The following is a 24639-nucleotide window of genomic DNA, read 5'->3' as shown; positions in this document are numbered from 1 at the left end:
TTTCACCTCTACTTAAATGATTGATAACACTTTGAAATTTCAGAGATTAGTGCAGCTGTTTCTTCAATGGCTTTATCTTCTACTTGAATGACACGGCAGCCTAACTTTTGGAAAATCGTGTAACCATATTCAAGTTCTTCGAGAATGCGCTTTTCACTAGAATAATGGCTTGTTTCGTCTAAGCCAATCGATTTTAAGCGAACTTTGCGAATTTGTTCAAGCTTTTCTGGTGTTGTTGTTAGCCCGATAATGCGTTCTGTTGGTATTTTGAAAAGTTCATCTGGAATTTTTACTTCTGGAACAAGTGGTACGTTGGCTACTTTCCAATTTTGATTCGCTAAATAGCTGCTTAGCGGGGTCTTCCCTGTTCTTGAGATGCCAATTAAAACAATATTTGCACTTAAAATACCACGTGGATCTTTGCAGTCGTCATATTTAACGGCAAATTCAATTGCTTTAATCCGATCAAAATAAGCACGGTCTAAACGACGCATATTACCTGGATCTTCTTTTGAGAGTTTGCCACTTTTTTTGCTAATGGCGAAAGTCAAGTCATGTAGTAAGTCAATGTTAAATAGTTTTTCATTTTCGCAAAATTCACTTGAAATTTGAGCGAGTTCTGAGTTGACAAGTGTTTGCACGATGATACCTTCTTCTCGTTTTGCCTCATGTAATACTTCTAAAAGGATTTCTTTATCGCGAATGAAGGGATGCCGTCTAATTTCTGGAGTTTCTTTTAAATCAAATTGAGCAGTGACGGCACGAATGATGTGTTGTGCTGTTTCACCAATGGCATCAGAGATAATGTAAATGAGAATGGGGCTTTTTTCCATAGCAATCCTCCTGTTAGACTTTCTTTAATGTATCAACAAAGAGTTGTGTCATGGTTGTTTTAGATATCTTGCCAACCACATGAAGGTTATTTTCACTTGTTTCGAGTACAGGTAGTGAGTCGACTTGGTGTGTTGTTAACATTTCCATTGCTGTAAGAATGGTATCGGTTTTATCAATCGTGTAGAGGTTTGGCATGCGACTCATAATTGTTGCGACAGGTGTTGTTTTTGTAGCACTCCCAGCAATTGCGCTTTTTAACAAATCTTTACGACTAACAAGGCCAATGAGCATATTTTCTTCCGTAACATAAAGGCTACCAACATCTTCAAGAAATAGTGTCACAATGGCATCATAGACACTTGTTTCTTTTGTAATGATCGTTGGCGGACTCATGATCTCAAGCACTTTTATTTGGCGAACGGTATTATAGAGGACAGGATTTTCTTCAAGGCCGGAAAAGAAGTAGCCAACTTTAGGGCGCGCGTCTAAAATCCCTGTCATTGTCAAGATGGATAAATCAGCTCGAATGGTTGCACGTGTCAAGTTTAAGTATTTGGCAATCTGGTCGCCAGTTGCGGGTTCCTTCTCTTTAACAAAGGCGATAATTTGATGTTGACGTGGTGTTAGCTGAATAAAAATCACATCCTTTAAGGTGGTATATTTCGTATTATATAGTATGACATATTTAAAATCAAGCTTCATTTATGCCATACTATTAAAAGAAGCAGAATGATTTTTAGCAATCCTTTCTGGAAATAAAGCTTAATGTTATAATGATGATATTAAACAAAATTGGATGTGAAAGAGCATGACAAAAATTAAAATCATTACCGATTCAACAGCTGGAATAACAAGTGAGGAACAAATGAAATATGATATTACGGTCTTGCCGCTCACTGTTGAAATTGACGGGAAAAATTATAACGCGGAGACCGATTTAACTGCTGAAAGCTTTATGTCTTTGATGGAACAAGCAAAAACGTTACCTAAGTCATCGCAACCGGCAATTGGTCATTTTATCAGCACTTATCAAAAATATATCGATGAGGGGTATCAAATTTTATCTTTCCACTTAACAGAACATTTAAGTGGAACAGTCAATACAGCAAGGCAAGCCGCAGATATCGTTGGTGGAGATATCACTGTCATTGATACAGGTTTTATTGCACGTGCTCAAGCTTTTCAAGTTTTAGAAGCAGCAAAGATGGTTGGGCTTGGAACATTTAGTATGGCGCAAATCATGGAAAAAATAACAAATATCCGTAATAAAACCAAATTATACATCGTTGTTGTTACGCTTGAAAATTTGATTAAAGGCGGGCGGATTGGTTCGTTACAAGGACTGATTGGTAGTTTGCTCAACATTAAATTACTTGCTCGTTTAACGGATGGTAAATTACAAGAAGAAACAAAACAACGCAGCAATAAAAAAATAATCCAACAACTGCTTGATATGGTAAAAAAAGAAGCCCAAGAAGTTGTAGCTTGCGATATTGTTCAAGCGAATGGCTTAAAATCAGCAGAAACATTAAAAGAACAATTAACAGCATTTGTTCATTCAACTGATATCTCTATTTTTGCTGCTGATCCAGTTATTTCAACGCATGCTGGTCCTGGCGCTTATGCGATTATGTATTATACAGAATAAGATGAGAAGAGGTGATGAATTGAAATCGCGAATGCATCTTCACCAAAAAAGAAATGTTTGGAAATGGATTAGCCTTTTGCTTATTGCTGGTATTCTCATTTTTTTGATCTGGGTTTATTTAGCCACTTTTATTTTCAGTCCGACCAAAGAGGAATCACCTGTAGTACGCAGTCGTCAGAAAACCGTTGCTTTTACGTCAAAAACAACGAAGGCTGACTTAAATCAATTGATCGCAACGTATATTGATGATTTTAAAAAAGAGCAGGATTTGGATTATCAAGTCCATATAGCGAATCAAGTCATTTTCACTGCAAAAATTAAATTTTTATCCCAAACGGCGGATTTAAAACTTACATTTTCTCCAAAAGTAGTAAAAGGTGGGAATGTTGAGTTAATGCTTAAAAGTGTATCGATTGGTGCTCTGACGCTCCCTGTTTCTTATGTGATGAGTCTTGTAAATAGTAGCTATTCGTTTCCAGATTGGGTAACTGTTATCCCAAAACAGGAAAAAATCTATTTAGCACTGGATCGGTTAAAATTAGATGGTGGTGTGAAAGTGCGAATGAATACACTAAATTTGAAGAAAGACGATCTTTCGTTTACACTTTTAGTACCAGTTAAATAAAATGTTTGAAAGGGTGAAGTGTGATGACAGAACAAAATTTGGAAAAAGCAACATTTGCAGGAGGCTGTTTTTGGTGTATGGTGAAACCTTTTGATACGCTGCCTGGCATTATTCAAGTCGTCTCTGGTTATACGGGTGGAACGACAGAAAATCCGACATACGAGGAAGTGTGCAGTGGTAAAACAGGGCATGCAGAAGCTGTACAAATCACATTTGATCAAGCGATTTTCCCGTATGACAAGTTAGTTGATGTCTATTTTCAGCAAACCGATCCAACTGATAAAGAGGGACAGTTTGTTGATCGTGGTAGTTCGTACCGGCCGGCTATTTTTTATCATACGGAAAAACAGCGAGAAATTGCTGAAGATCACAAAGCAAAACTTCAAGCAAGTGGTCGTTTTAAGAAGCCGATTGTAACAGAAATCGTTCCGGCAGAAACATTTTATCCAGCAGAAAGTTACCATCAAAATTTCTATAAGAAAGATCAAGCGCACTATGAAGGTTATCGAAAAGCTTCGTTAAGAGATGAATTTATTAAAAATCATTGGAAGGAATGACGGTTCCCATGGATGAAGAGAAAAAAGCAAAGCGATTAAAAGAATTATCTGACCTTGAATATCGTGTCACACAAGAAGATGCAACAGAGCCCCCTTTCAAAAATCGTTACTATAAGAATAGCGAGCCAGGGATTTATGTGGATATTGTTTCACATAAGCCACTTTTTTCCTCGCTTGATCAGTACGATGCCGGTTGTGGTTGGCCAAGTTTTACCAAGCCAATTGAGTCAAATGAAATAACGGAAGCTTTTGACGAGCGGTTTGGGATGAGGCGGACTGAGGTTCGCTCAAAAACGGCAGATTCTCACTTAGGTCACGTTTTTACAGATGGTCCAAAAGATCAAGGTGGGCTGCGCTACTGCATTAATTCTGCTGCTATGCGTTTTATTCCATTTCAAGATTTAGAAAAAGCCGGTTACGGGGAATATCAAAAGTTATTTAAAAGGACGTGAGAAAATGAAAATCGCGGTTATCGGGCTAGGTGATATTGCTAAAAAAGCTTATCTTCCAGTTTTGGCTGCGGCAGAAAACCTAGAGGTCCATCTTTATACGCGCAACTCACATACGTTAAAACATTTAAGTGAAAAGTATCGTTTTCACCACATTCATCAATCCCTTTCTTCAGTGGTTGAAGCGGGAGTAAAAGCGGCTTTCGTCCATAGTGCAACGACAAGTCATCCTGAAATCATACGTGAGCTTTTAACTCATCAAATACCGGTTTATGTAGATAAACCACTAGCAGATCATTATGAGGTGGCCAAAGAGTTAACAGAATTAGCAAAAGAAAAAGAAACGCTCCTTATGACAGGATTTAACCGTCGTTTTGCACCACTCTATCAAGCGGTTAAACAAGAGCCAAATTGCAATATGATCATCATGCAAAAAAATCGCCATAAGGAGCTAAGTACGCCGCGTGAGTTTATTTATGACGATTTTATTCACGTGGTTGATACAATTCGTTATTTATTAGCAGAACCTATTAAAAAATTGAGTGTTTATCCGACTTGGCAAGGAAAGCTACTGGAAAGTATTACGGTTCAGTTTAGTGGAGAAAATAAGGTGACTACAGCAATTATGAATCGTAATAGTGGAGTTTTGGAAGAAAACCTTGCTGTTATGACAAACGAGGCAAAATTTGAAGTAAAAAACATGACAGATCTGATTATTTATACAAAAACCGTCCAAACGCAAAAGCGCTTTGGGGATTGGGAGAACACATTGTATAAACGTGGATTTGAAACGATTATTCAACAATTTCTAAGCGCTGTAAAAAATGAAGCAGAAGAACCAATTACAAAAGATGATGCACTTGAAACACATAAAGTTTGTGAACAAATTTTAAAACAACTAGATGCTTGACTTTACCTTTTCAGGGGAATCCTCTATAGTAAAAATGAAAAAACGGCAGGAGGAAAGACAAGTGGGCAGATCATTTTATCATTTTTTAATGACTTACAGAGATCATACAAAGAATAAGAGTGCGGCACAATTTGCAGATGACGCTTATCATGATCATAGTTTTCCAAAACAGGCAAAAGATTACCATACATTGAGCAATTATTTAGAGTTAAATGCACATTATCTTCCAGGGATGTCCATTTTTGATGATCTATGGAATAAATATTTGGAAGACGAAGCGAAAAATAAATAGAAGGAGCCGATCAATATGAGTATTCACATTGAAGCAAATGTTGGTGAAATTGCTGAAACGATCTTACTACCAGGAGATCCTCTTCGTGCAAAATACATAGCTGAAACATTTCTTGAAGATGCAGTCTTATTTAACCAAGTTCGTGGCATGCTTGGTTATACAGGAACGTATAAAGGTGAAAAAATTTCTGTGATGGGAACAGGAATGGGGATTCCATCCATTTCCATTTATGTCAATGAATTAATCACGAGTTATCATGTTCAAAACTTAATTCGTGTTGGTACAATGGGTGGGCTGCAAAAAGATGTACGTGTACGCGATGTTGTTTTAGCACAAGCGGCTTCGACGGATTCGCGGATGAATCGGAATACATTTCCTGGTGTTGATTTTGCGCCAGTTGCCGATTTTGATTTGCTTAAGCGGGCTTATGAAGCAGGCGTTTCAAAGGGGCTTTCGCTAAAAGTAGGCAATATTTTTTCAGCTGATCGTTTTTATAACGACGAATTAGACAAAGAGAAGCTAGCAAGTTATGGCATTTTAGGTGTTGAAATGGAAGCCGCTGCACTTTATACGTTAGCGCAAAAATATGGCCGAAAAGCCCTGGCTATTTTAACTGTTAGCGATCATATTTTTACTGGTGAAGAAACGACAGCAATGGAAAGACAAACGACATTTAACGAAATGATTCACGTTGCTCTTCACGCAGCAATAAGCGAATAAAAAGACTACAAAGCAGAAAGGTTGGTTAAAACAAATGCTTCTTCCACTTTCACTCATGTTTACTGTAGCGATTTCTGCTACACAAACGGTATATGATGACTATTTTGGAACACCTAAAACAACGAATGTAAGTAAGCAAACAACACCTTCAAAAGACACGAAGAACGTGGGGAAAGATGAACTTTCTCCATTTATTAAGAAGCAAAATAAAGTGATTGAAAAAGATGGTAAAAGCTATATTGAAAATGAAGATAATCTACTTATTCTTGCTAATAAAGATTATCTCATGCAGCCTACCTATGCACCAAACGACTTAATTGTTCCAGATGTTCAGTTTTCATTCGGGGACAAAAGCATTGAAAAAGCACATATGCGACGTGCTGCTGGAATGGCTTTAAAGGACTTTTTCGCTGGTGCTAAAACAGCAGGCTTTGATCTTTATGCTGTTTCAGGATATCGGTCATATAAACGACAACAAGAAGTTTTCTCAGCGGAAGTAAAACGTGTTGGCGATAAAAAAGCACGTGAGGCCGTCGCTTATCCGGGAACGAGCGAACATCAAACGGGGCTTGCAATGGACATCTCTTCAAGAAGCCAAGGTTTTAATTTAACAGCAGCTTTTGGCAATACCAAAGAAGGGAAATGGGCAAAAGAAAATGCACATAAATATGGCTTTATTTTGCGCTATCCTGAAGGTAAGGAAAAGATCACAAAATATCAATACGAAGCATGGCATTTCCGTTATGTGGGCAAAGAAGCGGCTACGATTATTTATAAACAAGATTGGACGCTAGAGGAATTTTTTGAACAAGTAAAGAAATTACAGAAAAAAGCAGCAAACGATTGAGAAAAACGGTCGTGCTGCAATAAGTTAAAGCGCTATTTTAGAAGTTGTTTTTTGAATTAACTTCTAAAATAGCGCTTTTTCTAAAATAAAAAAGTTTACAAATATACCTGCAGGGGGTATGATGAATGAAGAAGTTAACAAGGAGGTCTGAAAATGAGTTTTACAAATAAACCAGAAAATCCAATTATTCCACGGACAAAGGATGAAACCAAACAGCTTTTAAATCGTTTAAAGCGAGTTGAAGGGCAAATTCGTGGGATTCAACAAATGGTAGAAGAAGATCGTTATTGTACAGACATTCTTGTTCAAATTTCAGCTGCAAATTCAGCACTTAAAAAGGTCGGCCTAGGTGTGCTTGAACATCATACAAAGCATTGTGCTGTAAAAGCTAGTGCTGAAAATCAAGAAGAGGTTATCAATGATTTGCTTCAAGCCATTCGGCAATTTGCCAAGTCATAATAGGAGGAGCGATTCAATATGGAAAACCACACGATTCGTCAAGATTTGAATATTTTTGGGATGACTTGTGCTGCTTGCTCCACGCGTGTCGAAAACGCCCTACAAAAAGTAGAGGGTGTTGAAAAAGCGAATGTTAACCTTGTAACTGAAAGCGCAGCGGTTTACTATGATCCAACACTTACAAGTAACGAGACGCTTATTGAGGCAGTAAAAGATGCTGGGTATGCGGCAACGAAAAAATTAGCAAAAAAAGAAAAAGAGCAAATCCTTGCTAAACAATTCAAAAAAGAAATCTGGCAGTTTGTCATTTCTGCGCTTTTGACGTTACCACTTATTCTTACAATGATCACACATATTCCAGCCTTAAATGACACAGCGTTTTCAACAGGCATTGAAGTGGCTATAAATCCTACGATCCAGTTGATTTTAGCAACCATTGTGCAATTTTTTATTGGTTATCGTTTTTATCGAGGAGCTTATAAAGCATTGCGCAGTAAAAGTGCTAACATGGATGTTCTTGTTGCACTTGGAACTTCCGCTGCTTATTTTTATAGTGTAGCTGAATATCTGATGCATTTTGCAAAAGCGACTGCTATGCCGCATTATTATTTTGAAACAAGTGCGGTTTTAATTACTTTAATTTTACTCGGTAAGCTACTGGAAAGTTATGCCACTTCTAAAACAACCTCCTCTATCACGAGTTTACTTGCGATGCAAGCCAAAGAAGCTGTCGTCTTTCGTGATGGAAAAGAATGGACTATGCCAGTGGAAGAGCTTCAAGTAAATGATATCATGATCATTCGTCCTGGCGAAAAAATTCCAATGGATGGTGTCATTGAAACCGGAGAAACAAGTGTCAATGAATCGATGATAAGCGGTGAGGCTGTACCTGTCTTCAAAAAAGTCGGCGATGAAGTTATTGGAGCAACGATCAATGTAGATGGTGTGTTACACGTAAAGATAACGAAACGAATGGAAGAAACCGTGCTCCAATCAATTATTCGACTTGTTGAGGAAGCGCAAGGAATGAAAGCACCTATCCAGCGCTTAGCAGATCGTATTTCGACTATTTTTGTTCCGATTGTCTTAGTGATTTCAATGCTCACTTTCATTTCTTGGTTGCTTTTTTCAGGTGTATTTAATGATGCGCTTCAAGCGACGATTGCTGTTCTTGTTATTGCTTGTCCCTGTGCTCTTGGTCTAGCAACACCAACTGCAATTATGGCTGGGACGGGTAGAGGTGCTGAAGCTGGTATTTTATTTAAAGGTGGAGAACATTTAGAACGCACAGCCAAAGTGACGGCGGTTGTTTTTGATAAAACAGGGACACTAACCAAAGGAAACCTTAAAGTTACCGATGAAATTGTGAAACGTGAGGCGTTTTATTCGTATGCGCTAGCGCTTGAAGAAAATTCTGAGCATCCTATTGCTGAAGCGATTAAAAGAAAGCTTAAAGAAAAAGGTGTAACGACGAATCACCTTACTAGTAAGCGTATTCGTGTAAAAGCGGGACACGGCATGGTCGGTAGGATGAATGATGATCAAGTAGAAATCGGTTCCTATCGCTATATTTCAAACATGATAAAACTCGATATGAAAGTGCAAAATGAATTGGAAAACTGGATGCAGCAAGGAAAAACCATTGTTGCTATGACCGTTGATGGGGAATTTGCTTTAGCTTTTGCTTTAGAAGATGAAGTACGGGAAGAAGCAGGCGCAGCGATCAAAGCACTGCAACAAGCAGGAATAAAGGTATATCTTTCTTCAGGAGATCAAAAAATTGTTGTCAAAAATATTGCTAAAACCCTTGGAATCGATGCTTTTTACGCTGAAGCGTTACCAAATGAAAAAAGTAAACTTGTTGAAAAGCTGAAACAACAAGGAGAGGTCGTAGCTTTTGTTGGTGATGGAATGAACGATGCGCCAGCTTTAGCGACCGCTGATATTGGTATTAGTATAGGAACGGGAACAGATATTGCCATTGAAACAGGAGATATAACACTTGTTTCCAGCCGTTTGACTTTAGTACCTGAAACAATCTCTTTAAGTAAAGCAACCATGCGAAATATTCGGCAAAACTTTTTTTGGGCACTGGCTTATAATTGTGCAGGAATACCTATTGCAGCACTTGGACTACTTGTCCCTTGGGTTGCTGGCCTTGCGATGGCGTTTAGCTCTATTTCGGTTGTTATGAATGCTTTGCGACTTAAACGCTATCATTTTACTAGGTCAGAATAATGCCGCCAACAATTATAATTTTTAATAAAGGAGAAATTGCACATGAATAAAAAAGTATTAACCATCGATGGAATGAGCTGTGAGCATTGTAAAAAAAGCGTAGAAGAGGCGCTTCTTCGTTTAACAGGTGTAAGTGAGGCTATTGTTTCTCTTGAAGAAAAACAAGCTCAAGTCATCTATCACAAAGAACAAGTCACCGAAGAAGAATTAATCGAAGCAGTAGAAGACGCTGGATATGAAGTCGTATAAAAGACTTGATGCACTATACTTTCTAAAAAATAAAGCGTAGGTTCTACATTTCGAACACGACAAATCGAGCGAAAGTGTTTGCATTTAAAAAGTTTGCCAGAACAAGGAAGCGGAGCGTACGACTGTACATGAGAACCGGAAGTCTGGCAAGCTTTTTAAATATGAGCGCTTGCCGCCGATTTATTTTGTGTATGCTCCAGACTTGTTTTATTGTTAGTGGAATAAAAACAATACCATTCGCCCCGAAAAACTGGTAAAATAAAAAAGTTAGCAAGTAAATAAAAGGAGCTATTTTTACATATAGAAAGTGGTGACAATTGATGAAGCAACACCCTCCGCACGAATCAGAAGAAGAGAAACATAATGATAAGTCTAAAAAAGTAGGAAATCGATACATTAAAATAAAATTATTTCCTTTCATTATGATGCTTTTTGCTTTTGTTTTTGTAACAGCGCTCGTAACAACGCTCGTTACTTCGCTTGGAGCAGATAAGCAGGTAAAGGTTTCGATACCTGAACGAAAGAATTTTTCCAAATTGTATAATGTTTATGACGCGATTGCTAAATCCTACTATCAAAATCCGGATTCTACTACGATGATCAATGGAGCAATTAAAGGGATGGTCGCGTCGCTTAATGATCCATATTCTGACTATATGTCTAAAAAGGAATCAGGTGATTTCAATCAGACCATTTCATCAAGTTTTGAAGGTGTCGGTGCCGAAATTCAAGAACAAGATGGAAATATTATGGTTGTTTCACCCATTAAAAATTCCCCTGCCGAAAAAGCTGGTATTAAGCCAAGAGATGTTATTTTAAGCGTAGATGGAGAATCTTTAAAAGGCAAGACGGCAACAGAAGCAACAAAAAAAATTCGCGGAGAAAAAGGTTCAAAAGTAACCTTAACCATCCAACGAGAAGGTGAAGATAAGCCCTTTGATGTAGTGATTGTACGTGCTGAAATTCCAATTGAAACGGTTTATAAAGAAATGGGAGAAGATAAAATTGCTCATGTAACAATCAGCACGTTCTCTGAAAATACGTCAAAAGAATTTTTAGCAGCGATTAAAGCGTTGGAAAACGACGGGATGAAGGGGCTTGTTGTTGATTTACGTGGCAATCCAGGTGGTTTATTAGACCAAGCAGTGAATATTGCAAGTCTATTTCTACCTAACGGAGCAACGGTTGTGCAAGAAGAAAATCGCTCTAACGAAAAAACAACGATTAAAGTAAATGGTACAGAAAACGACGGTTATAAGGTAAAGGTTCCAACAACAATGATTGTTGACGGAGGAAGTGCTAGCGCTTCTGAAATTTTAGCAGCTGCTGCGAAAGAGTCCGGCAACGTTAAATTGGTAGGAACAAAGTCATTCGGTAAAGGAACTGTCCAAACTGCAAAAGAGCTTGATGATGGCTCAACGTTGAAACTAACAGTAGCTAAGTGGCTCACACCAGATGGAGAATGGATTAATAAAAAAGGAATGACACCAGATAAAGTGATTAGCTTACCAGAATACGCAAAAGTAATCATTCCTAGCGCAAGTAAAACATTTAAGATTGGTTCGTTTGGCAATGATGTAAAAGCAATCGAAATCCTCTTAAAAGCTCTTGATTACAATGTTGGGAAAGAGGACGGTTTATATGATGCAGAAACTGCCTATGCAGTCGAGCGCTTTGAGCAGGATAATAATTTAGCAGCTACAGGCGTTATGACTGGAAAAACAACGAATAAACTGATTGAGTTAACGCGGAAACAATTAAAAGAACAAGATCCACAATTAAAAGCAGCAAAAGAACTTGTCAAAAAGTAAAGAGACCATAAGCGAAATAAAGAGTTTTGGGCATTAATAGATGTGCGATTTAAAAAATATAGGGTAGAAGCTATATTTTGAACATGGCAAACTATTTATAGTCCAAACTCTTTATTTTTTGCTCTGTTTTGCGTACGCGGAAAGAAAGTGATATCGCAGCAATAAATAGACCTGTACTTAACCCAATCCAAAAGCCAAAAGGACCTAATTTTCCAAGTGAAAGTAAATAACCAATTGGAAGTCCAATCACCCAGTAAGCGATAAAGGCAACAATAGAAGTTATGGTCACGTCTTTATAACCACGAAGAGCACCAAGAACGGGAGAAAGAATGGCATCAGCAAATTGAAAGAAAATAGCATAGACTAAAAAGGCCATAATTAAAGTAGCAAGTGCTGGATCATCCGTATATAAATAAGAAATGGGTTGACGCAGTAGAAAAAGTATTGTACCGCTTATTGTACCAATGAAAAGTGCGGCAAGCATTCCAATATGACGATAAGAGCGTGCTTCTGCTAAACGTCCCGCTCCTTTTTCAAAGCCAACAAGAATCGTTAAACTACTAGCAATACTAAGCGGAAAAGCGTAAAGTAACGTACAAACACTATTTGCTGATTGATGTGCCGCAATGGTTTCAGTACCAAAACGGCTGATCAAAATAGTTACTGCGGAAAAAATACTTGTTTCAAATAAAATAGTTAAACCATTAGGAATACCAAGTTTAATGATTTCTTTCAGCTTTTTTAAATGGATGAAGTCTAGTTTAAACAGATGAAATGAACGAAGAGATCTTTCTGATTGAATAAAAACCGTTGTGAGGGCGAAAACAAACCAATACGTCATACCCGTAGCATAACCACTCCCAGCTCCCCCAAGTTCAGGAAAACCAAGCTTCCCAAAGATAAATAAATAATTAAGCAAAATATTAAGCGGAACGGTCATCAAAGTAATCAGCATTGTAATCCGTGTCATTCCGAGTGAATCAATAAAAGATCTAAGCACAGTAGATAGGAAAAAAGCGGGCAATCCGATTGAAATTCCAATTAAAAAATGGCGAGAAATGGTGAACACACGTTCACTAATCCCCATGTGCGCCAAAATAAATGGAACAAAAAAAGTATTAACAACGATAAAAAATGCAGCAAGAAATAAAGCGATCAAAAAACCACATTGAACGGTCTGATGCACTTTATCTAGCTTTTTAGCACCGATGAATTGTGAAATAATCGGTGTAACCGCCATCAGTAAACCTGAGATACTTGCATTTAGCGGGGACCAAAGTGAACTGCCAATCGCAACACCAGCTAAGGCTTCTTTAGAGTAGTGCCCTGACATGGTCGTATCAAAAAATGTCATCGAAAAAAGCGTCAGTTGTGTAATGACAATGGGTGTGAAAATAAGCAAAAATTGTTTCCACTTTGCTAAATAGGTCTGTTGTTGGATCAATTCATTTCCCCCTTTCTTTAGCAAAATTATATCATATTTTATATGTTGGGTAAGTAGTATAAACTTTACGAAAGTGGGCTTTTCTGCTATAATTACTGCTTGTGACAAGACATTTTCTTGTGGGTTGGGAGAGGGATAATTAAATATTGAGGGAAAAAGATGGGTAAATTACTCGATCAAGTTTTTCAAATTAGAAAGCAAGATTCAACGATTCGAACCGAGTTTCTAGCTGGGATGATTGGTTTTTTCACGGTGGCTTATATCATTATCGTTAATAGTTCTATTTTAAGTGAGGTTGGGATTCCAGCACGTGCTGCTGTACTTGCTACGATTTTTATTTCAGTGGTAGGTTGTTTGCTTATGGGAATCTGGGCGAATGTCCCTCTTGTTTTAATGCCTGGAATGGGAATTAATGCTTTATTTGCGTATAATCTGGTTCAAGGCATGGGACTCAGCTTTCCTGTTGCCCTTGCCGCTGTTACGATTAGTGGTGGTGTGTTTATGATTCTTGCTTTCACATCGCTTGCTCGCTTGTTAAATGAAGCGATTCCCCTTGTTTTGAAACAAGCGATAACAGTGGGATTGGGCTTATTCCTAATTTTGTTAGGCTTAGAAAAAGGGAAGTTAATTGAACGAGGCGGGCATTCACTTCTTGCGCTTGGTGCACTGGATGACAAAATGGTTTTGGCGACAATGATTACGCTTGTGATTACCATGCTCCTTGTTATGCGTAAAGTTCCAGGAATGTTTTTGTGGAGTATTCTGATTGGAACTTTTGTTGGTTATTTATTTGGGGTTAATGGAAAAGTGACCCATGGCTCGCTTAGTTTAGCGCCATTTAAAGAAGTGTTTTTGCGAGCGGATTTTTCTGGAATGGCTAGTATTTCATTTTGGACAGGCGTATTTTCGATGACAATGGTTGTCGTTTTTGAAACAGTAGGGTTGACTTATGGACAAACACGTCAGTTGAAAAAAGAAGAAAAGTTGCCACGGGTTTTGCAGGTTAGTTCTTTTACTGTATTTTTGTCTGGGCTTTTTGGAACAAGTCCTACTGTATCTGCGCTTGAAAGTGGTTCGCTTTTTGCAAGTGGGGCAAAAACAGGGTTTGCTTCTGTTATCACAGCTTGCTTTTTTTTAGCGTCCTTATTGTTTATGCCTTTTTTAACAGTTATTCCAAATAGCGCGATTGCACCGATTTTAGTCATTATTGGTATGAATATGTTACTTGAGTTTAAAGATATGGATTTAACAGATCTGGCTGATTCTTTTTCTGCGCTTTTAATTATTGTATTGATTCCTTTTTCATACAGTATTGCAGATGGGATTGCAATTGGCTTTATTGTTTATCCAATTCTAAGCGTATTTACGAAAAAAACGAAACGGCCTTCGATTGTTATGTACGTGATTGCCGCTTTATTTTTACTGCAATTTGTTTTACAATGGATATAGTCGAGTTCGTGGGGCTTTTCTCGGGGAGCGGGATTAGCCTTTTTTTAGTTAAATGAATGAAGAGGTGTGTTGATGTATTATTTTGTAACGGTCCTCGTGCTGCTTATTGATCAGTTTACTAAATATCTTGTGGTCGCAAATATGCAAATTGGTGATTCAGTGACAGTGATCCCAGGGTTTCTCTACTTAACAAGCTACCGAAATACCGGTGCTGCTTGGAGCATTCTTGAAGGGAAAATGTGGCTTTTTTATGTTATTACAGTAATTGTTGTGATGATTATTATTTATATCATGCAAAAATATGCGAAAGGGCACCCGCTCTTTTCAACGAGTCTTGCATTAGTTTTAGGTGGAGCGATTGGGAATTTTATTGACCGGCTATTACACCAAGAAGTCGTTGATTTTATTTCAACTGTTTTTGGTCACTATTATTTTCCAATCTTCAACATAGCTGATACGGCGCTTTCAATTGGTGTTGTCCTCTTGTTGATTTATATTTTTATCAGTGATAGTAAAGCGAAAGGAACGGGAAAATGACGAAGCAAATCGTTAATATTGATGAAAGACTTGCTGGAAACCGGCTTGATAAAGTGCTTTCCGAAAAACTTGAGATTAGTAGATCGCAAGTACAGACAATGATTAAAAAAGAAGCTGTGCTCGTAAATCAAGCAACAACAAAAGCGAATTATAAAGTACAATTAAATGATGAAATTCATTATCAATTTATCCAGCCAGAGGAACTTTTAATTGAGGGGGAGAATATCGCTCTTGATATTTATTTTGAGGATAGCGATGTCCTTGTTGTAAATAAGCCTGCGGGAATGGTAGTCCATCCTTCAGCAGGTCATACGTCTGGTACACTAGTGAACGCGTTGCTTTATCATTGCGAGGATTTATCTGGGATTAATGGAGTGAAAAGACCGGGAATTGTTCATCGTATTGATAAAGACACATCTGGTCTTTTAATGGTTGCCAAAAATGATCAAGCACATGAAGCACTAGCTGAGCAGTTAAAAAATAAAACAAGTGAGCGAATTTATTTGGCGCTTGTACATGGGGAAATTGCTCATCAAAAAGGGACGATCGAAGCTCCGATTGGTCGTGCCAAAGAGGACCGTCAAAAAATGGCAGTGGTAGCAGATGGAAAAGAAGCAAGAACGCATTTTGAAGTTGTTGAGCGTTTTTCAGGCTTTACGCTGATTAAATGTCAACTAGATACTGGAAGGACACATCAAATTCGCGTTCATCTGAAATATATTGGGCATCCGCTTGCTGGGGATCCTAAATATGGACCTAAAAACACGATAAAAGGAAGCGGACAGTTTTTACATGCGAGTGAACTAGGCTTTATACATCCGCGAACAAAAGAATATTTACACTTTACAGCAGAGCTTCCAGATGATTTTAAAAAAGTGCTGCTTGATTTAAAAGAAAGCCAGTGATTGACAAATTCTTTTAATTCATGATAAGCTAGTTAACAATGAAAAGAACATAGAAAATCCTTTAAATTAGTCCAGAGAGGCTAGGAAGGTTATAGGTGATAAGTATAGGTATCTCTATGCTCTTAAATCTCGTATTTCCTACCCTTTGCAGCTCTTGCAAAGGGTTTTTTATGTAAAAAAGGTGGGAATAAAAGTGGCTGAAGAAGTTATTGTCATGGATGAAGCAGCTGTAAAACGTGCGCTCACACGTGTGAGTTATGAGATCATTGAACGGAATAAAGGGACAAAAGATTTGGCACTTGTTGGCATTAAAACACGTGGTATTTTTCTAGCCAAACGAATCGCTTCCCGAATTGAACAAATTGAAGAAACACAGATTCCTGTAGGTGACGTTGATATTACGCTTTATCGTGATGATTTAAGTTACAAAAACGAAGAAAGTAAAGAGCCTTCGATTAATGGATCATCCATTGATTTTTCATTAACTGGAAAGAAAGTTGTTCTAATTGATGACGTTCTTTATACCGGGCGGACTGTGCGTGCTGCTATGGATGCGCTGATGGATGTGGGGCGCCCTGATCAAATCCAATTAGCCGTACTTGCTGATAGGGGGCACCGCGAGCTGCCAATTCGTGCAGATTTTGTTGGTAAAAATGTACCTACTTCAAAAGACGAAAGAATTGAAGTTCAGCTAACAGAAGTTGATCATGTGAAAGATGCTGTAATGATTTTAAAATAAATAACACTTTTTAAATGCAGTCCAGTGAGTCTGACAAAGAGTGATGAAAGTGAAGGCTACAAGCTGTTTTTAGCTAATAACCTTTACAATCAAACGCTTTGTCAAATCTGGCAAGGCGTTTTTTGATGGAGAGAGGGAAAGAAATGACAGAACAAGAAAGCGTAACAAATAATAAACCAGTACTTGATATTCACGATAAACCAGCTTTAAATCGGTGGATTATATTAAGTATCCAGCACCTTTTTACAATGTTTGGTTCCACGATTTTTGTACCAAGCGTTACAGGAATGAACCCAGGTGTTGCACTTGTATCGAGTGGGCTTGGCACACTAGCCTATTTGGCAATTACCCGTGGAAAAATACCTGCTTATCTAGGTTCATCCTTTGCTTTTATTGCGCCATTGACACAGTTTATGTTAAAAGATCAATCACCAGGGTCTGTAATGGTAGGAACATTTTCTGTTGGTGTTGTTTACGCCATCATTTCGCTTATTGTTTACTATGCTGGTGTGGATTGGATTCAAAAAGTATTGCCACCTGTTGTTGTTGGGCCAGTGATTATGGTTATCGGTTTAAGTCTTGCTCCGAGTGCTGCGAATATGGCGATGGGGACAAGTAATGGCGCAGAACATTATAGCTTTGTATCGCTTGGTGTAGCGATTATTACGCTTGTGGCCGCCATTATTGCGATGATTTTTTTCAAAGGATTCTTTGGGCTTATTCCGATTCTTTTTGGTTTTTTTGTTGGGTACCTGGCTAGTATTGCCTTTGGTTTGGTTGACTATACATTGATCAGTCAAGCCAGTCTTTTCCAGATTCCCGATTTTACGATTCCCTTTGTCAATGATGATCCTGTTGTGACCTTTACAGTGATCATTAGTATGGCCCCACTTGCTTTTGTAACAATGGCTGAACATATGGGGCACCAGCTTGTCTTAAATAAAATAACAAACCGCAATTTCTTTAAGGATCCTGGATTACATCGCTCACTGATTGCAGACGGGACAGCTTCTATTATTGCTTCACTGATCGGTGGTCCACCAGTAACAACATATGGAGAAAATATTGGGGTTCTGGCAATCACACGTGTGTATAGCGTTTTTGTTATCGGTGGTGCGGCTGTTTGTGCGATTCTTATTGGGTTTATCGGCTATATAACAGCCATTATTACATCGGTTCCGCAAGCTGTTCTTGGCGGAATTTCTCTGCTACTTTTTGGCGTGATTGCATCAAGTGGTTTACGAATGATGATTGATAATAAAATTGATTTAAATATCAATCGTAATTTGATTATTACTTCTGTTGTGCTTGTGATTGGAATTGGTGGTTTATTTGTTAAGTTTGGGCCAGTGCAAGTCTCTGGTATGGCAATGGCTACACTTGTAGGAATTGTTTTAAACTTGCTTATTCCAGAGAAAAAACAAAGCTAAAAAATTTAGAGATGAAGGTGGCGTTTGATCATGAAACATTTACTTTCAATGGAAGATTTATCCGTAGCAGAAATCGAGAACTTACTTGACCGAGCATCCATTTTTAAAAAAGGAAAGGAACATTTTATAAAAAAAGGTTACTATGCTGTGAATCTATTTTTTGAACCGAGCACGAGAACACATAATAGTTTCGAAATGGCTGAGAAAAAACTTGGTATCGAGACACTTTCATTTGAACCCAGTCAATCAAGTGTGACAAAAGGGGAAACTTTATATGATACCGTTTTAACCATGCAAGCGATTGGCGTTGATGTCGCTGTGATTCGCCATTCAGCTGAAAATTATTACGAACCACTTAAAGCACTAGATATTTCGGTCATAAACGGTGGTGATGGTTGTGGGCAACACCCAAGCCAATGTTTGTTAGATTTGTTTACGATTAAAGAACAATTTGGCGGATTTAAAGGGATTAAAGTGGCAATGGTTGGAGATATTTTGCATAGTCGTGTAGCGCATTCAAATATGGAGACACTAAAGCGTTTAGGGGCAGAAGTGTTTTTTGCAGGGCCAAGAGAATGGTTTGATGCTAGTTGTGATGATTTTGGTACTTATTTAACGATTGATGAAGTCGTTGATCAAGTAGATGTTGTTATGCTCCTTAGAATTCAACATGAGCGTCATGACGGGAAAGCAAGTTTTTCGAAACAGTTTTATCATCAGGAATACGGTTTGACGAAAAAGCGAGCAGCTAATATGAGACATGACGCCATCATCATGCACCCAAGCCCAGTTAATCGTGATGTTGAAATGGCAAGTGAACTTGTTGAATCAGAGAAATCAAGAATTATTAGCCAAATGACAAATGGTGTTTATGTGCGAATGGCAATTTTAGATGCGATTTTAACTGGAAAAGAAGCGGAGGTAAAAGCATGTACATTATAAAAAATGGTTTATTGTTAACTGAAACAGGTGAATTAACACGGCAAGATATCTTGATTCATGATGATAAAATTAGCAAGATTGCTTCTTCCATTGAGGAAAAAAATGCTGAAGTGATCGATGCAAAAGGTAAATTGATTGCACCTGGATTGATCGATGTGCATGTTCATTTACGTGAGCCGGGTTTTGAGCATAAAGAAACTATTTTAACGGGCACTTTATCAGCAGCACGCGGGGGTTATACAACCATTTGTGCGATGCCAAATACCAATCCCGTCCCCGATACAAAAGAAAAACTAGAAGCGATTAACCAACGTATCAAAGAAACTGCCGTTGTGCGTGTTTTACCGTATGCTTCCATTACATCCAGTCTTGGTACAGATGAACTGGTCAATTTTATTGCATTAAAAGAAGCCGGTGCTTTCGCTTTTACAGATGATGGTGTAGGCGTTCAGCTAGCAGGTACAATGTATGAAGCCATGAAGCAAGCAGCTAAATTAAATCGGGCAATTGTTGCTCATTGTGAGGATAATTCACTCGTTTATGGCGGCGTTGTTCATGACGGGAAGTTTGCCAAAAAAGAAGGCTTAAAAGGAATTCCAAATATTGCTGAATCCGTCCAAATTGCCCGTGATGTACTCCTTGCTGAAGCTAGTGGATGCCATTATCATGTTTGTCATCTATCAACGAAGGAGTCTGTTCGCGTCGTTCGTGATGCTAAACGTGCAGGGATTAAAGTAACTGCAGAAGTTTCGCCACACCATTTGTTACTTGATGAAAATGATATTCCAAAAAATGATGGAAATTGGAAAATGAATCCACCATTACGTGCAGCAGAAGATCGCGCTGCACTTTTAGAAGGACTACTTGATGGAACGATTGACTTTATCGCAACTGATCATGCACCACATGCAGAAAATGAAAAAAATGTATCCATGGAAAAAGCAGCATTTGGGATTGTTGGTTTAGAAACAGCTTTTCCCCTTCTTTATACGAATTTTGTTAAAACGGGAAAATGGACGTTAAAACAGCTAGTAGATTGGATGACGATTAAGCCAGCTAATGTGTTTAACTTGCCTTATGGTGAATTAAAAATTGGTGAAGTAGCTGATATAACAATGATTGATTTAGAAACAGAACAACCGATTGATCCAGAGACATTTTATTCAAAAGGAAAAAACACACCTTTTACAGGAATGAAATGTAGCGGGTTTTCCGTTGCAACTTGGTTTAGCGGAAAACTCGTTTATCGTAAGGAGGATAAAGAATAATGACAAAGCGAATATTGCTGTTAGAAGATGGGACATGTTTTACAGGTACGGCGATAGGGGCTGACAAGGAGACAGTTGGGGAAGTCGTTTTTAATACAGGAATGACAGGTTACCAAGAAACGATTACAGATCCATCTTATTGTGGTCAGATCATTACCTTCACTTATCCTCTAGTGGGTAATTATGGGATTAATCGTGATGATTTTGAATCGATTCAACCCGTTGCTAAAGGAATTGTTGTTAAAGAAGCAGCTGAATTCCCCTCGAATTGGCGAGAACAAATGTCTCTTGATGCTTTTTTAAAGGAAAAAGGAATCCCAGGTATTGCAGGAATTGATACAAGAAAGTTAACGAAAATGATCAGAAAAGAAGGAACACTTAAGGGCATGCTTGCCTCTGAAAAGAAAGATCGCGAAGTCCTTTTACACCATTTAAAAGCTGTAAGACTGTTAACCGACCAAGTAAGCCAAGTATCTCCTTCAAAAGCTTTCACGAGCCCTGGAGAGGGAAAACGCGTTGTCCTTGTTGATTATGGTGTTAAAAGTTCGATTTTAAAAGAACTAAATAAGCGTCATTGCCATGTAACGGTTGTTCCTCATCATACTACAGCTGAAGAAATTTTAAGTATGCACCCAGATGGCGTAATGCTTTCAAATGGCCCAGGAGATCCAAAAGATGTCCCTGAAGCGCTTGATATGATTCGCGGTATTCAGGGTATTATACCACTTTTTGGGATTTGTCTAGGTCATCAGTTATTCGCTTTAGCAAATGGCGGCGATACATTTAAGATGAAATTTGGTCATCGTGGGGCGAATCATCCAGTAAAGGAAATAGCGACTGGTCGCGTTGATTTTACAGCACAAAATCACGGTTATTCTGTGACAGAAAAATCGCTTCTTGGAACAGATCTTGAAGTAACACACGTTGAATTAAATGATGGAACAATTGAAGGCTTGGCGCATACAGCTTTTAAAGCATTTACCGTTCAGTATCATCCAGAAGCAAATCCTGGACCAAGTGATGTGAACTATTTATTTGATCAATTTATCGATATGATGGAGATAGAACGGGAGGGGAAACATCGTCATGCCTAAACGTGAAGATATAAAAACCATTTTAGTGATCGGTTCTGGTCCAATCGTTATTGGCCAAGCAGCTGAATTCGATTATGCAGGGACACAAGCATGTCTTAGTTTGCAGGAAGAAGGTTATCGGGTAGTCCTTGTTAATTCTAACCCGGCAACGATTATGACAGACTCTGAGGTTGCTGATAAGGTTTATATTGAGCCAATTACACTTGAATTTGTTTCACGAATTATTCGGAAAGAACGACCAGATGCTATTTTGCCAACATTAGGAGGGCAGACTGGTCTAAATATGGCAATGGAACTTGCTGAAGCAGGGATTTTAGATGAATGTCGGGTGGAAGTATTAGGTACCGATTTAAAGGCGATCAAAAAAGCAGAAGATCGCGAAGCCTTTCGCGATTTGATGAATCAGCTAAAAGAGCCTGTCCCTGAAAGTGAAATTATCCATAATTTAGAAGAAGCAAAACAGTTTATTACAAAAATAGGGTATCCCGTTATCGTAAGACCAGCCTATACTTTAGGCGGAACAGGTGGAGGCATTTGTCACGATGAAAATGAACTTGAAGAAATTGTTGCAAGCGGTCTGAAATTAAGCCCAGTAACACAATGCCTTTTAGAAAGAAGTATTGCCGGCTTTAAAGAAATTGAATATGAAGTGATGCGTGATAAAAATAATAATGCCATGGTTGTTTGTAATATGGAAAATATCGACCCTGTAGGCATCCACACAGGAGATTCAATCGTTGTTGCCCCGAGTCAGACATTATCAGATCGTGAATATCAACTTTTAAGAGATGTCTCTTTAAAAATTATTCGTACATTAGAAATTGAAGGCGGCTGTAATGTTCAGCTTGCCATCGATCCAGAAAGCTACCAATATTATGTTATCGAAGTTAATCCACGTGTCAGCCGCTCTTCTGCACTTGCAAGTAAAGCAACGGGCTATCCAATTGCTAAATTAGCTGCGAAAATTGCAGTTGGATTAACTTTAGACGAAGTTAAAAATCCTGTAACCGGAACGACTTTTGCTCATTTTGAACCAGCGCTTGATTACGTCGTTGCCAAAATTCCGCGTTTCCCATTTGATAAATTTGAAAATGGTGACCGGCGTCTTGGGACCCAAATGAAAGCAACAGGAGAAGTCATGGCAATCGGTCGTAGCTTAGAAGAGGCCTTGTTAAAAGCTGTTCGCTCGCTTGAAATTGGTGTCGATCACCTTCATCTCGAAGAAGCAGAACAAGCAGACAGCAAACGTTTAGAGCAAAAAATTCGCTTTCCAGAAGATGATCGCTTATTTTATCTGGCTGCCGCTTTACGTAAAAATATTTCGATCCAAAGACTTCATGAAATGACAAAAATTGATTTGTTTTTCTTGCATAAACTTTCTCGACTCATCGCGTTTGAAAATGAGTTAAAAGAACGGCCTCATTCTACAGAGTACTTACGAAAAGCAAAATCACTTGGTTTTTCTGACCCAGCTATCGCTCGGATTTTGAAACAAGAAGAAACCACTATCTATGAACAGCGGAAAGCAGACAAAATCATGCCTGTTTATAAAATGGTTGATACTTGTGCAGCGGAATTTGAATCGACAACACCTTATTTCTACAGTAGCTACGAAGAGGAAAATGAATCTGTTCGTTCTGATAAAGAAAGCGTGCTTGTTCTTGGCTCTGGTCCGATCCGAATTGGTCAAGGTGTCGAGTTTGATTATGCAACCGTTCATTCAGTGCGTGCCATTCAAGAGGCGGGCTATGAAGCCATTATTATCAATAATAACCCAGAAACAGTTTCTACTGATTTTTCCATTTCCGATAAACTTTATTTTGAACCGCTAACGCTAGAAGATGTCTTACATGTGATCGAGCTTGAAAAACCAAAAGGCGTTATCGTCCAATTTGGTGGCCAGACCGCGATTAATTTGGCAGAAGGACTAGCTTTACGCGGTGTCAATATTTTAGGAACAAGCCTTAAAGATATTGATCGTGCTGAAAACCGTGATAAATTCGAAAAAGCACTTGAAATGCTAGCCATCCCACAACCAGAAGGAAAAACAGCCACATCAACGAAAGAAGCCATCCAAATTGCAACGAAAATCCATTATCCGGTACTTGTACGACCTTCTTATGTTTTAGGTGGTCGTGCAATGGAAATTGTTGAATCTGAAGAAGCACTCAACTACTATATGAATAACGCAGTGAAGGCCAGTCCAAAGCATCCCGTCTTGATCGATCGCTATGTGGAAGGACAAGAAGTAGAGGTCGATGCAATTTCTGATGGGGAAAATGTATTAATCCCAGGAATTATGGAGCATATCGAACGCGCAGGTGTCCATTCAGGTGATTCGATTGCTGTTTACCCAGCGCAAAGCTTAAGTGAAGAAGTGAAGCGCAAAATTGTCGATTACACGACAAAACTTGCAACAGGCTTAAATATTATCGGCATGCTAAACATTCAATATGTAACAACAGGCGAAGAAGTATTTGTTATTGAGGTCAATCCAAGATCGAGCCGTACTGCACCATTTTTAAGTAAAATCACAGATATAAAAATGGCAAATATCGCAACAAAGGTGATTTTAGGTGAGAGCTTATCTAAGCAAGGTTATGAGAGCGGCCTTGTTCCCGAGAAACAAGAAATTTTTGTTAAAGTTCCAGTATTCTCTTTTGCCAAATTGCGTAGTGTAGATACCTCACTTGGCCCAGAAATGAAATCAACGGGCGAGGTAATGGGAAAAGATTACACACTTGAAAAAGCTTTATATAAAGGTTTTGTGGCTAGTGGCACGAAAATGCTTGATTATGGCACTGTATTACTTACAATAGCTGATCGTGATAAAGAAGAAGCCATTCAATTAGCCTCACGTTTCAATCGAATTGGTTTTACACTTTTAGCAACATCTGGAACCGCAAAAACACTAGAAGAAGCAGGACTTCCTGTTTCAAGAGTGAAAAAAATTGGCGAAAATCATGAAACACTCATTGATTACATTAGAAGCGGGCAGGTAACCCTTGTTGTTAACACCTTAACAAACGGTAAGCGACCAGAGCGTGACGGCTTTCAAATTCGCCGTGAATCCGTTGAAAATGGGATCCCAATTTGTACATCGCTTGATACAGCCGTTGCGATTTTGCGCGTATTAGAATCGCGTTCCTTTGATTTAAAAGCGATTGGCGAAGCAGAAGAATAAAAATAAGT

The 24639-nt window shown here is 38.5% G+C and carries 24 protein-coding genes; 21 read left to right on the top strand and 3 right to left on the bottom strand.

The genetic code is table 11. The features are described 5' to 3' along the window. Positions 1 to 8: 8 nt before the first annotated feature. Positions 9 to 833, bottom strand: coding sequence for a pyruvate, water dikinase regulatory protein (locus G6Q10_RS05770; RefSeq protein ID WP_163654027.1), 825 nt, complete (start codon positions 831 to 833; stop codon positions 9 to 11). Between the two features lie 13 nt (positions 834 to 846). Continuing rightward, complete coding sequence (locus G6Q10_RS05765) at positions 847 to 1476, bottom strand: transcriptional regulator CcpN (protein WP_163655773.1); 630 nt, start codon at positions 1474 to 1476, stop codon at positions 847 to 849. Positions 1477 to 1642: 166 nt separating this feature from the next. Between G6Q10_RS05765 and G6Q10_RS05760 the strand changes: the two genes are divergently transcribed. The 12 genes from G6Q10_RS05760 (at position 1643) to G6Q10_RS05705 (ending at position 11639) form a co-directional block, all read left to right on the top strand. Next, positions 1643 to 2482 (top strand): DegV family protein, encoded by an 840-nt coding sequence (locus tag G6Q10_RS05760; RefSeq protein WP_163654024.1) that lies wholly within the window; start codon positions 1643 to 1645, stop codon positions 2480 to 2482. 31 nt (positions 2483 to 2513) lie between these two features. Continuing rightward, positions 2514 to 3107 (top strand): YpmS family protein, encoded by a 594-nt coding sequence (locus G6Q10_RS05755; protein ID WP_370519543.1) that lies wholly within the window; start codon positions 2514 to 2516, stop codon positions 3105 to 3107. A 23-nt stretch (positions 3108 to 3130) separates the two neighbouring features. Next, complete coding sequence (gene msrA / locus G6Q10_RS05750) at positions 3131 to 3664, top strand: peptide-methionine (S)-S-oxide reductase MsrA (RefSeq protein ID WP_163654018.1); 534 nt, start codon at positions 3131 to 3133, stop codon at positions 3662 to 3664. A gap of 8 nt (positions 3665 to 3672) precedes the next feature. Next, positions 3673 to 4116, top strand: a complete 444-nt coding sequence (gene msrB / locus G6Q10_RS05745; RefSeq protein ID WP_163654015.1) for a peptide-methionine (R)-S-oxide reductase MsrB — start codon at positions 3673 to 3675, stop codon at positions 4114 to 4116. Between the two features lie 4 nt (positions 4117 to 4120). After that, positions 4121 to 5023: a Gfo/Idh/MocA family protein gene (locus G6Q10_RS05740; protein WP_163654012.1), complete on the top strand. Its 903-nt coding sequence runs from the start codon at positions 4121 to 4123 to the stop codon at positions 5021 to 5023. A gap of 61 nt (positions 5024 to 5084) precedes the next feature. Continuing rightward, positions 5085 to 5315, top strand: a complete 231-nt coding sequence (locus G6Q10_RS05735; RefSeq protein WP_163654009.1) for a YozE family protein — start codon at positions 5085 to 5087, stop codon at positions 5313 to 5315. Positions 5316 to 5330: 15 nt separating this feature from the next. Beyond that, positions 5331 to 6035: a purine-nucleoside phosphorylase gene (gene deoD, locus G6Q10_RS05730; protein ID WP_163654007.1), complete on the top strand. Its 705-nt coding sequence runs from the start codon at positions 5331 to 5333 to the stop codon at positions 6033 to 6035. 34 nt (positions 6036 to 6069) lie between these two features. Beyond that, positions 6070 to 6882, top strand: coding sequence for a M15 family metallopeptidase (locus tag G6Q10_RS05725; RefSeq protein ID WP_163654004.1), 813 nt, complete (start codon positions 6070 to 6072; stop codon positions 6880 to 6882). A gap of 153 nt (positions 6883 to 7035) precedes the next feature. After that, positions 7036 to 7341 (top strand): metal-sensing transcriptional repressor, encoded by a 306-nt coding sequence (locus tag G6Q10_RS05720; protein ID WP_163654001.1) that lies wholly within the window; start codon positions 7036 to 7038, stop codon positions 7339 to 7341. 18 nt (positions 7342 to 7359) lie between these two features. Continuing rightward, entirely contained in the window at positions 7360 to 9579 is a 2220-nt protein-coding gene (locus G6Q10_RS05715) for a heavy metal translocating P-type ATPase (RefSeq protein ID WP_163653998.1), read from the top strand. Between the two features lie 42 nt (positions 9580 to 9621). Further along, the gene (locus G6Q10_RS05710; protein WP_163653997.1) at positions 9622 to 9828 is read left to right on the top strand and encodes a heavy-metal-associated domain-containing protein; all 207 of its coding nucleotides are present in this window, start codon (positions 9622 to 9624) and stop codon (positions 9826 to 9828) included. A 320-nt stretch (positions 9829 to 10148) separates the two neighbouring features. Continuing rightward, complete coding sequence (locus G6Q10_RS05705) at positions 10149 to 11639, top strand: S41 family peptidase (protein ID WP_163653994.1); 1491 nt, start codon at positions 10149 to 10151, stop codon at positions 11637 to 11639. A 91-nt stretch (positions 11640 to 11730) separates the two neighbouring features. Here the strand turns inward: G6Q10_RS05705 and G6Q10_RS05700 are convergent, their stop codons facing one another. After that, the gene (locus G6Q10_RS05700) at positions 11731 to 13083 is read right to left on the bottom strand and encodes an MATE family efflux transporter (protein ID WP_163653990.1); all 1353 of its coding nucleotides are present in this window, start codon (positions 13081 to 13083) and stop codon (positions 11731 to 11733) included. Positions 13084 to 13242: 159 nt separating this feature from the next. On the opposite strand from G6Q10_RS05700, the gene G6Q10_RS05695 reads away from it, so the two are divergent. The 9 genes from G6Q10_RS05695 (at position 13243) to carB (ending at position 24631) form a co-directional block, all read left to right on the top strand. Then, positions 13243 to 14532, top strand: coding sequence for an NCS2 family permease (locus G6Q10_RS05695; protein WP_163653987.1), 1290 nt, complete (start codon positions 13243 to 13245; stop codon positions 14530 to 14532). A gap of 69 nt (positions 14533 to 14601) precedes the next feature. Continuing rightward, positions 14602 to 15069: a signal peptidase II gene (lspA, locus tag G6Q10_RS05690; RefSeq protein WP_163653984.1), complete on the top strand. Its 468-nt coding sequence runs from the start codon at positions 14602 to 14604 to the stop codon at positions 15067 to 15069. Next, the gene (locus G6Q10_RS05685) at positions 15066 to 15974 is read left to right on the top strand and encodes an RluA family pseudouridine synthase (RefSeq protein ID WP_163653981.1); all 909 of its coding nucleotides are present in this window, start codon (positions 15066 to 15068) and stop codon (positions 15972 to 15974) included. The genes lspA and G6Q10_RS05685 overlap by 4 nt, the downstream gene beginning before the upstream one ends. Before the next feature lie 193 nt (positions 15975 to 16167). Continuing rightward, entirely contained in the window at positions 16168 to 16713 is a 546-nt protein-coding gene (gene pyrR, locus G6Q10_RS05680) for a bifunctional pyr operon transcriptional regulator/uracil phosphoribosyltransferase PyrR (protein WP_163653978.1), read from the top strand. A gap of 143 nt (positions 16714 to 16856) precedes the next feature. Continuing rightward, entirely contained in the window at positions 16857 to 18143 is a 1287-nt protein-coding gene (locus tag G6Q10_RS05675) for a solute carrier family 23 protein (RefSeq protein ID WP_163653976.1), read from the top strand. Between the two features lie 30 nt (positions 18144 to 18173). Then, the gene (locus G6Q10_RS05670; RefSeq protein WP_163653973.1) at positions 18174 to 19085 is read left to right on the top strand and encodes an aspartate carbamoyltransferase catalytic subunit; all 912 of its coding nucleotides are present in this window, start codon (positions 18174 to 18176) and stop codon (positions 19083 to 19085) included. Continuing rightward, on the top strand, positions 19073 to 20353 hold the full coding sequence (locus tag G6Q10_RS05665; protein ID WP_163653970.1) for a dihydroorotase: 1281 nt from the start codon (positions 19073 to 19075) through the stop codon (positions 20351 to 20353). The genes G6Q10_RS05670 and G6Q10_RS05665 overlap by 13 nt, the downstream gene beginning before the upstream one ends. Then, entirely contained in the window at positions 20353 to 21447 is a 1095-nt protein-coding gene (locus G6Q10_RS05660) for a carbamoyl phosphate synthase small subunit (protein WP_163653967.1), read from the top strand. Before G6Q10_RS05665 ends, G6Q10_RS05660 begins: the two co-directional genes overlap by 1 nt. Continuing rightward, positions 21440 to 24631: a carbamoyl-phosphate synthase large subunit gene (gene carB, locus G6Q10_RS05655; protein WP_163653964.1), complete on the top strand. Its 3192-nt coding sequence runs from the start codon at positions 21440 to 21442 to the stop codon at positions 24629 to 24631. Before G6Q10_RS05660 ends, carB begins: the two co-directional genes overlap by 8 nt. The last annotated feature ends 8 nt before the right edge of the window (positions 24632 to 24639 follow it).

It is taken from the genome of Listeria sp. PSOL-1 (assembly GCF_902806445.1).
Classification (GTDB): Bacteria; Bacillota; Bacilli; order Lactobacillales; family Listeriaceae; genus Listeria.
The sequence above is the reverse complement of the archived record's forward strand: the minus strand, read 5'-3'. Positions and strand labels throughout refer to the sequence as shown.

What these genes read in the sequence shown, in the direction of transcription:
- G6Q10_RS05770 (WP_163654027.1), bottom strand. Translation starts at nt 833, where the DNA reads ATGGAAAAAAGCCCCATTCTCATTTACATTATCTCTGATGCCATTGGT.
- G6Q10_RS05760 (WP_163654024.1), top strand. Translation starts at nt 1,643, where the DNA reads ATGACAAAAATTAAAATCATTACCGATTCAACAGCTGGAATAACAAGT.
- G6Q10_RS05755 (WP_370519543.1), top strand. Translation starts at nt 2,514, where the DNA reads ATGCATCTTCACCAAAAAAGAAATGTTTGGAAATGGATTAGCCTTTTG.
- msrA (WP_163654018.1), top strand. Translation starts at nt 3,131, where the DNA reads ATGACAGAACAAAATTTGGAAAAAGCAACATTTGCAGGAGGCTGTTTT.
- msrB (WP_163654015.1), top strand. Translation starts at nt 3,673, where the DNA reads ATGGATGAAGAGAAAAAAGCAAAGCGATTAAAAGAATTATCTGACCTT.
- G6Q10_RS05740 (WP_163654012.1), top strand. Translation starts at nt 4,121, where the DNA reads ATGAAAATCGCGGTTATCGGGCTAGGTGATATTGCTAAAAAAGCTTAT.
- deoD (WP_163654007.1), top strand. Translation starts at nt 5,331, where the DNA reads ATGAGTATTCACATTGAAGCAAATGTTGGTGAAATTGCTGAAACGATC.
- G6Q10_RS05725 (WP_163654004.1), top strand. Translation starts at nt 6,070, where the DNA reads ATGCTTCTTCCACTTTCACTCATGTTTACTGTAGCGATTTCTGCTACA.
- G6Q10_RS05720 (WP_163654001.1), top strand. Translation starts at nt 7,036, where the DNA reads ATGAGTTTTACAAATAAACCAGAAAATCCAATTATTCCACGGACAAAG.
- G6Q10_RS05715 (WP_163653998.1), top strand. Translation starts at nt 7,360, where the DNA reads ATGGAAAACCACACGATTCGTCAAGATTTGAATATTTTTGGGATGACT.
- G6Q10_RS05710 (WP_163653997.1), top strand. Translation starts at nt 9,622, where the DNA reads ATGAATAAAAAAGTATTAACCATCGATGGAATGAGCTGTGAGCATTGT.
- G6Q10_RS05705 (WP_163653994.1), top strand. Translation starts at nt 10,149, where the DNA reads ATGAAGCAACACCCTCCGCACGAATCAGAAGAAGAGAAACATAATGAT.
- G6Q10_RS05695 (WP_163653987.1), top strand. Translation starts at nt 13,243, where the DNA reads ATGGGTAAATTACTCGATCAAGTTTTTCAAATTAGAAAGCAAGATTCA.
- G6Q10_RS05685 (WP_163653981.1), top strand. Translation starts at nt 15,066, where the DNA reads ATGACGAAGCAAATCGTTAATATTGATGAAAGACTTGCTGGAAACCGG.
- G6Q10_RS05675 (WP_163653976.1), top strand. Translation starts at nt 16,857, where the DNA reads ATGACAGAACAAGAAAGCGTAACAAATAATAAACCAGTACTTGATATT.
- G6Q10_RS05670 (WP_163653973.1), top strand. Translation starts at nt 18,174, where the DNA reads ATGAAACATTTACTTTCAATGGAAGATTTATCCGTAGCAGAAATCGAG.
- G6Q10_RS05665 (WP_163653970.1), top strand. Translation starts at nt 19,073, where the DNA reads ATGTACATTATAAAAAATGGTTTATTGTTAACTGAAACAGGTGAATTA.
- G6Q10_RS05660 (WP_163653967.1), top strand. Translation starts at nt 20,353, where the DNA reads ATGACAAAGCGAATATTGCTGTTAGAAGATGGGACATGTTTTACAGGT.
- carB (WP_163653964.1), top strand. Translation starts at nt 21,440, where the DNA reads ATGCCTAAACGTGAAGATATAAAAACCATTTTAGTGATCGGTTCTGGT.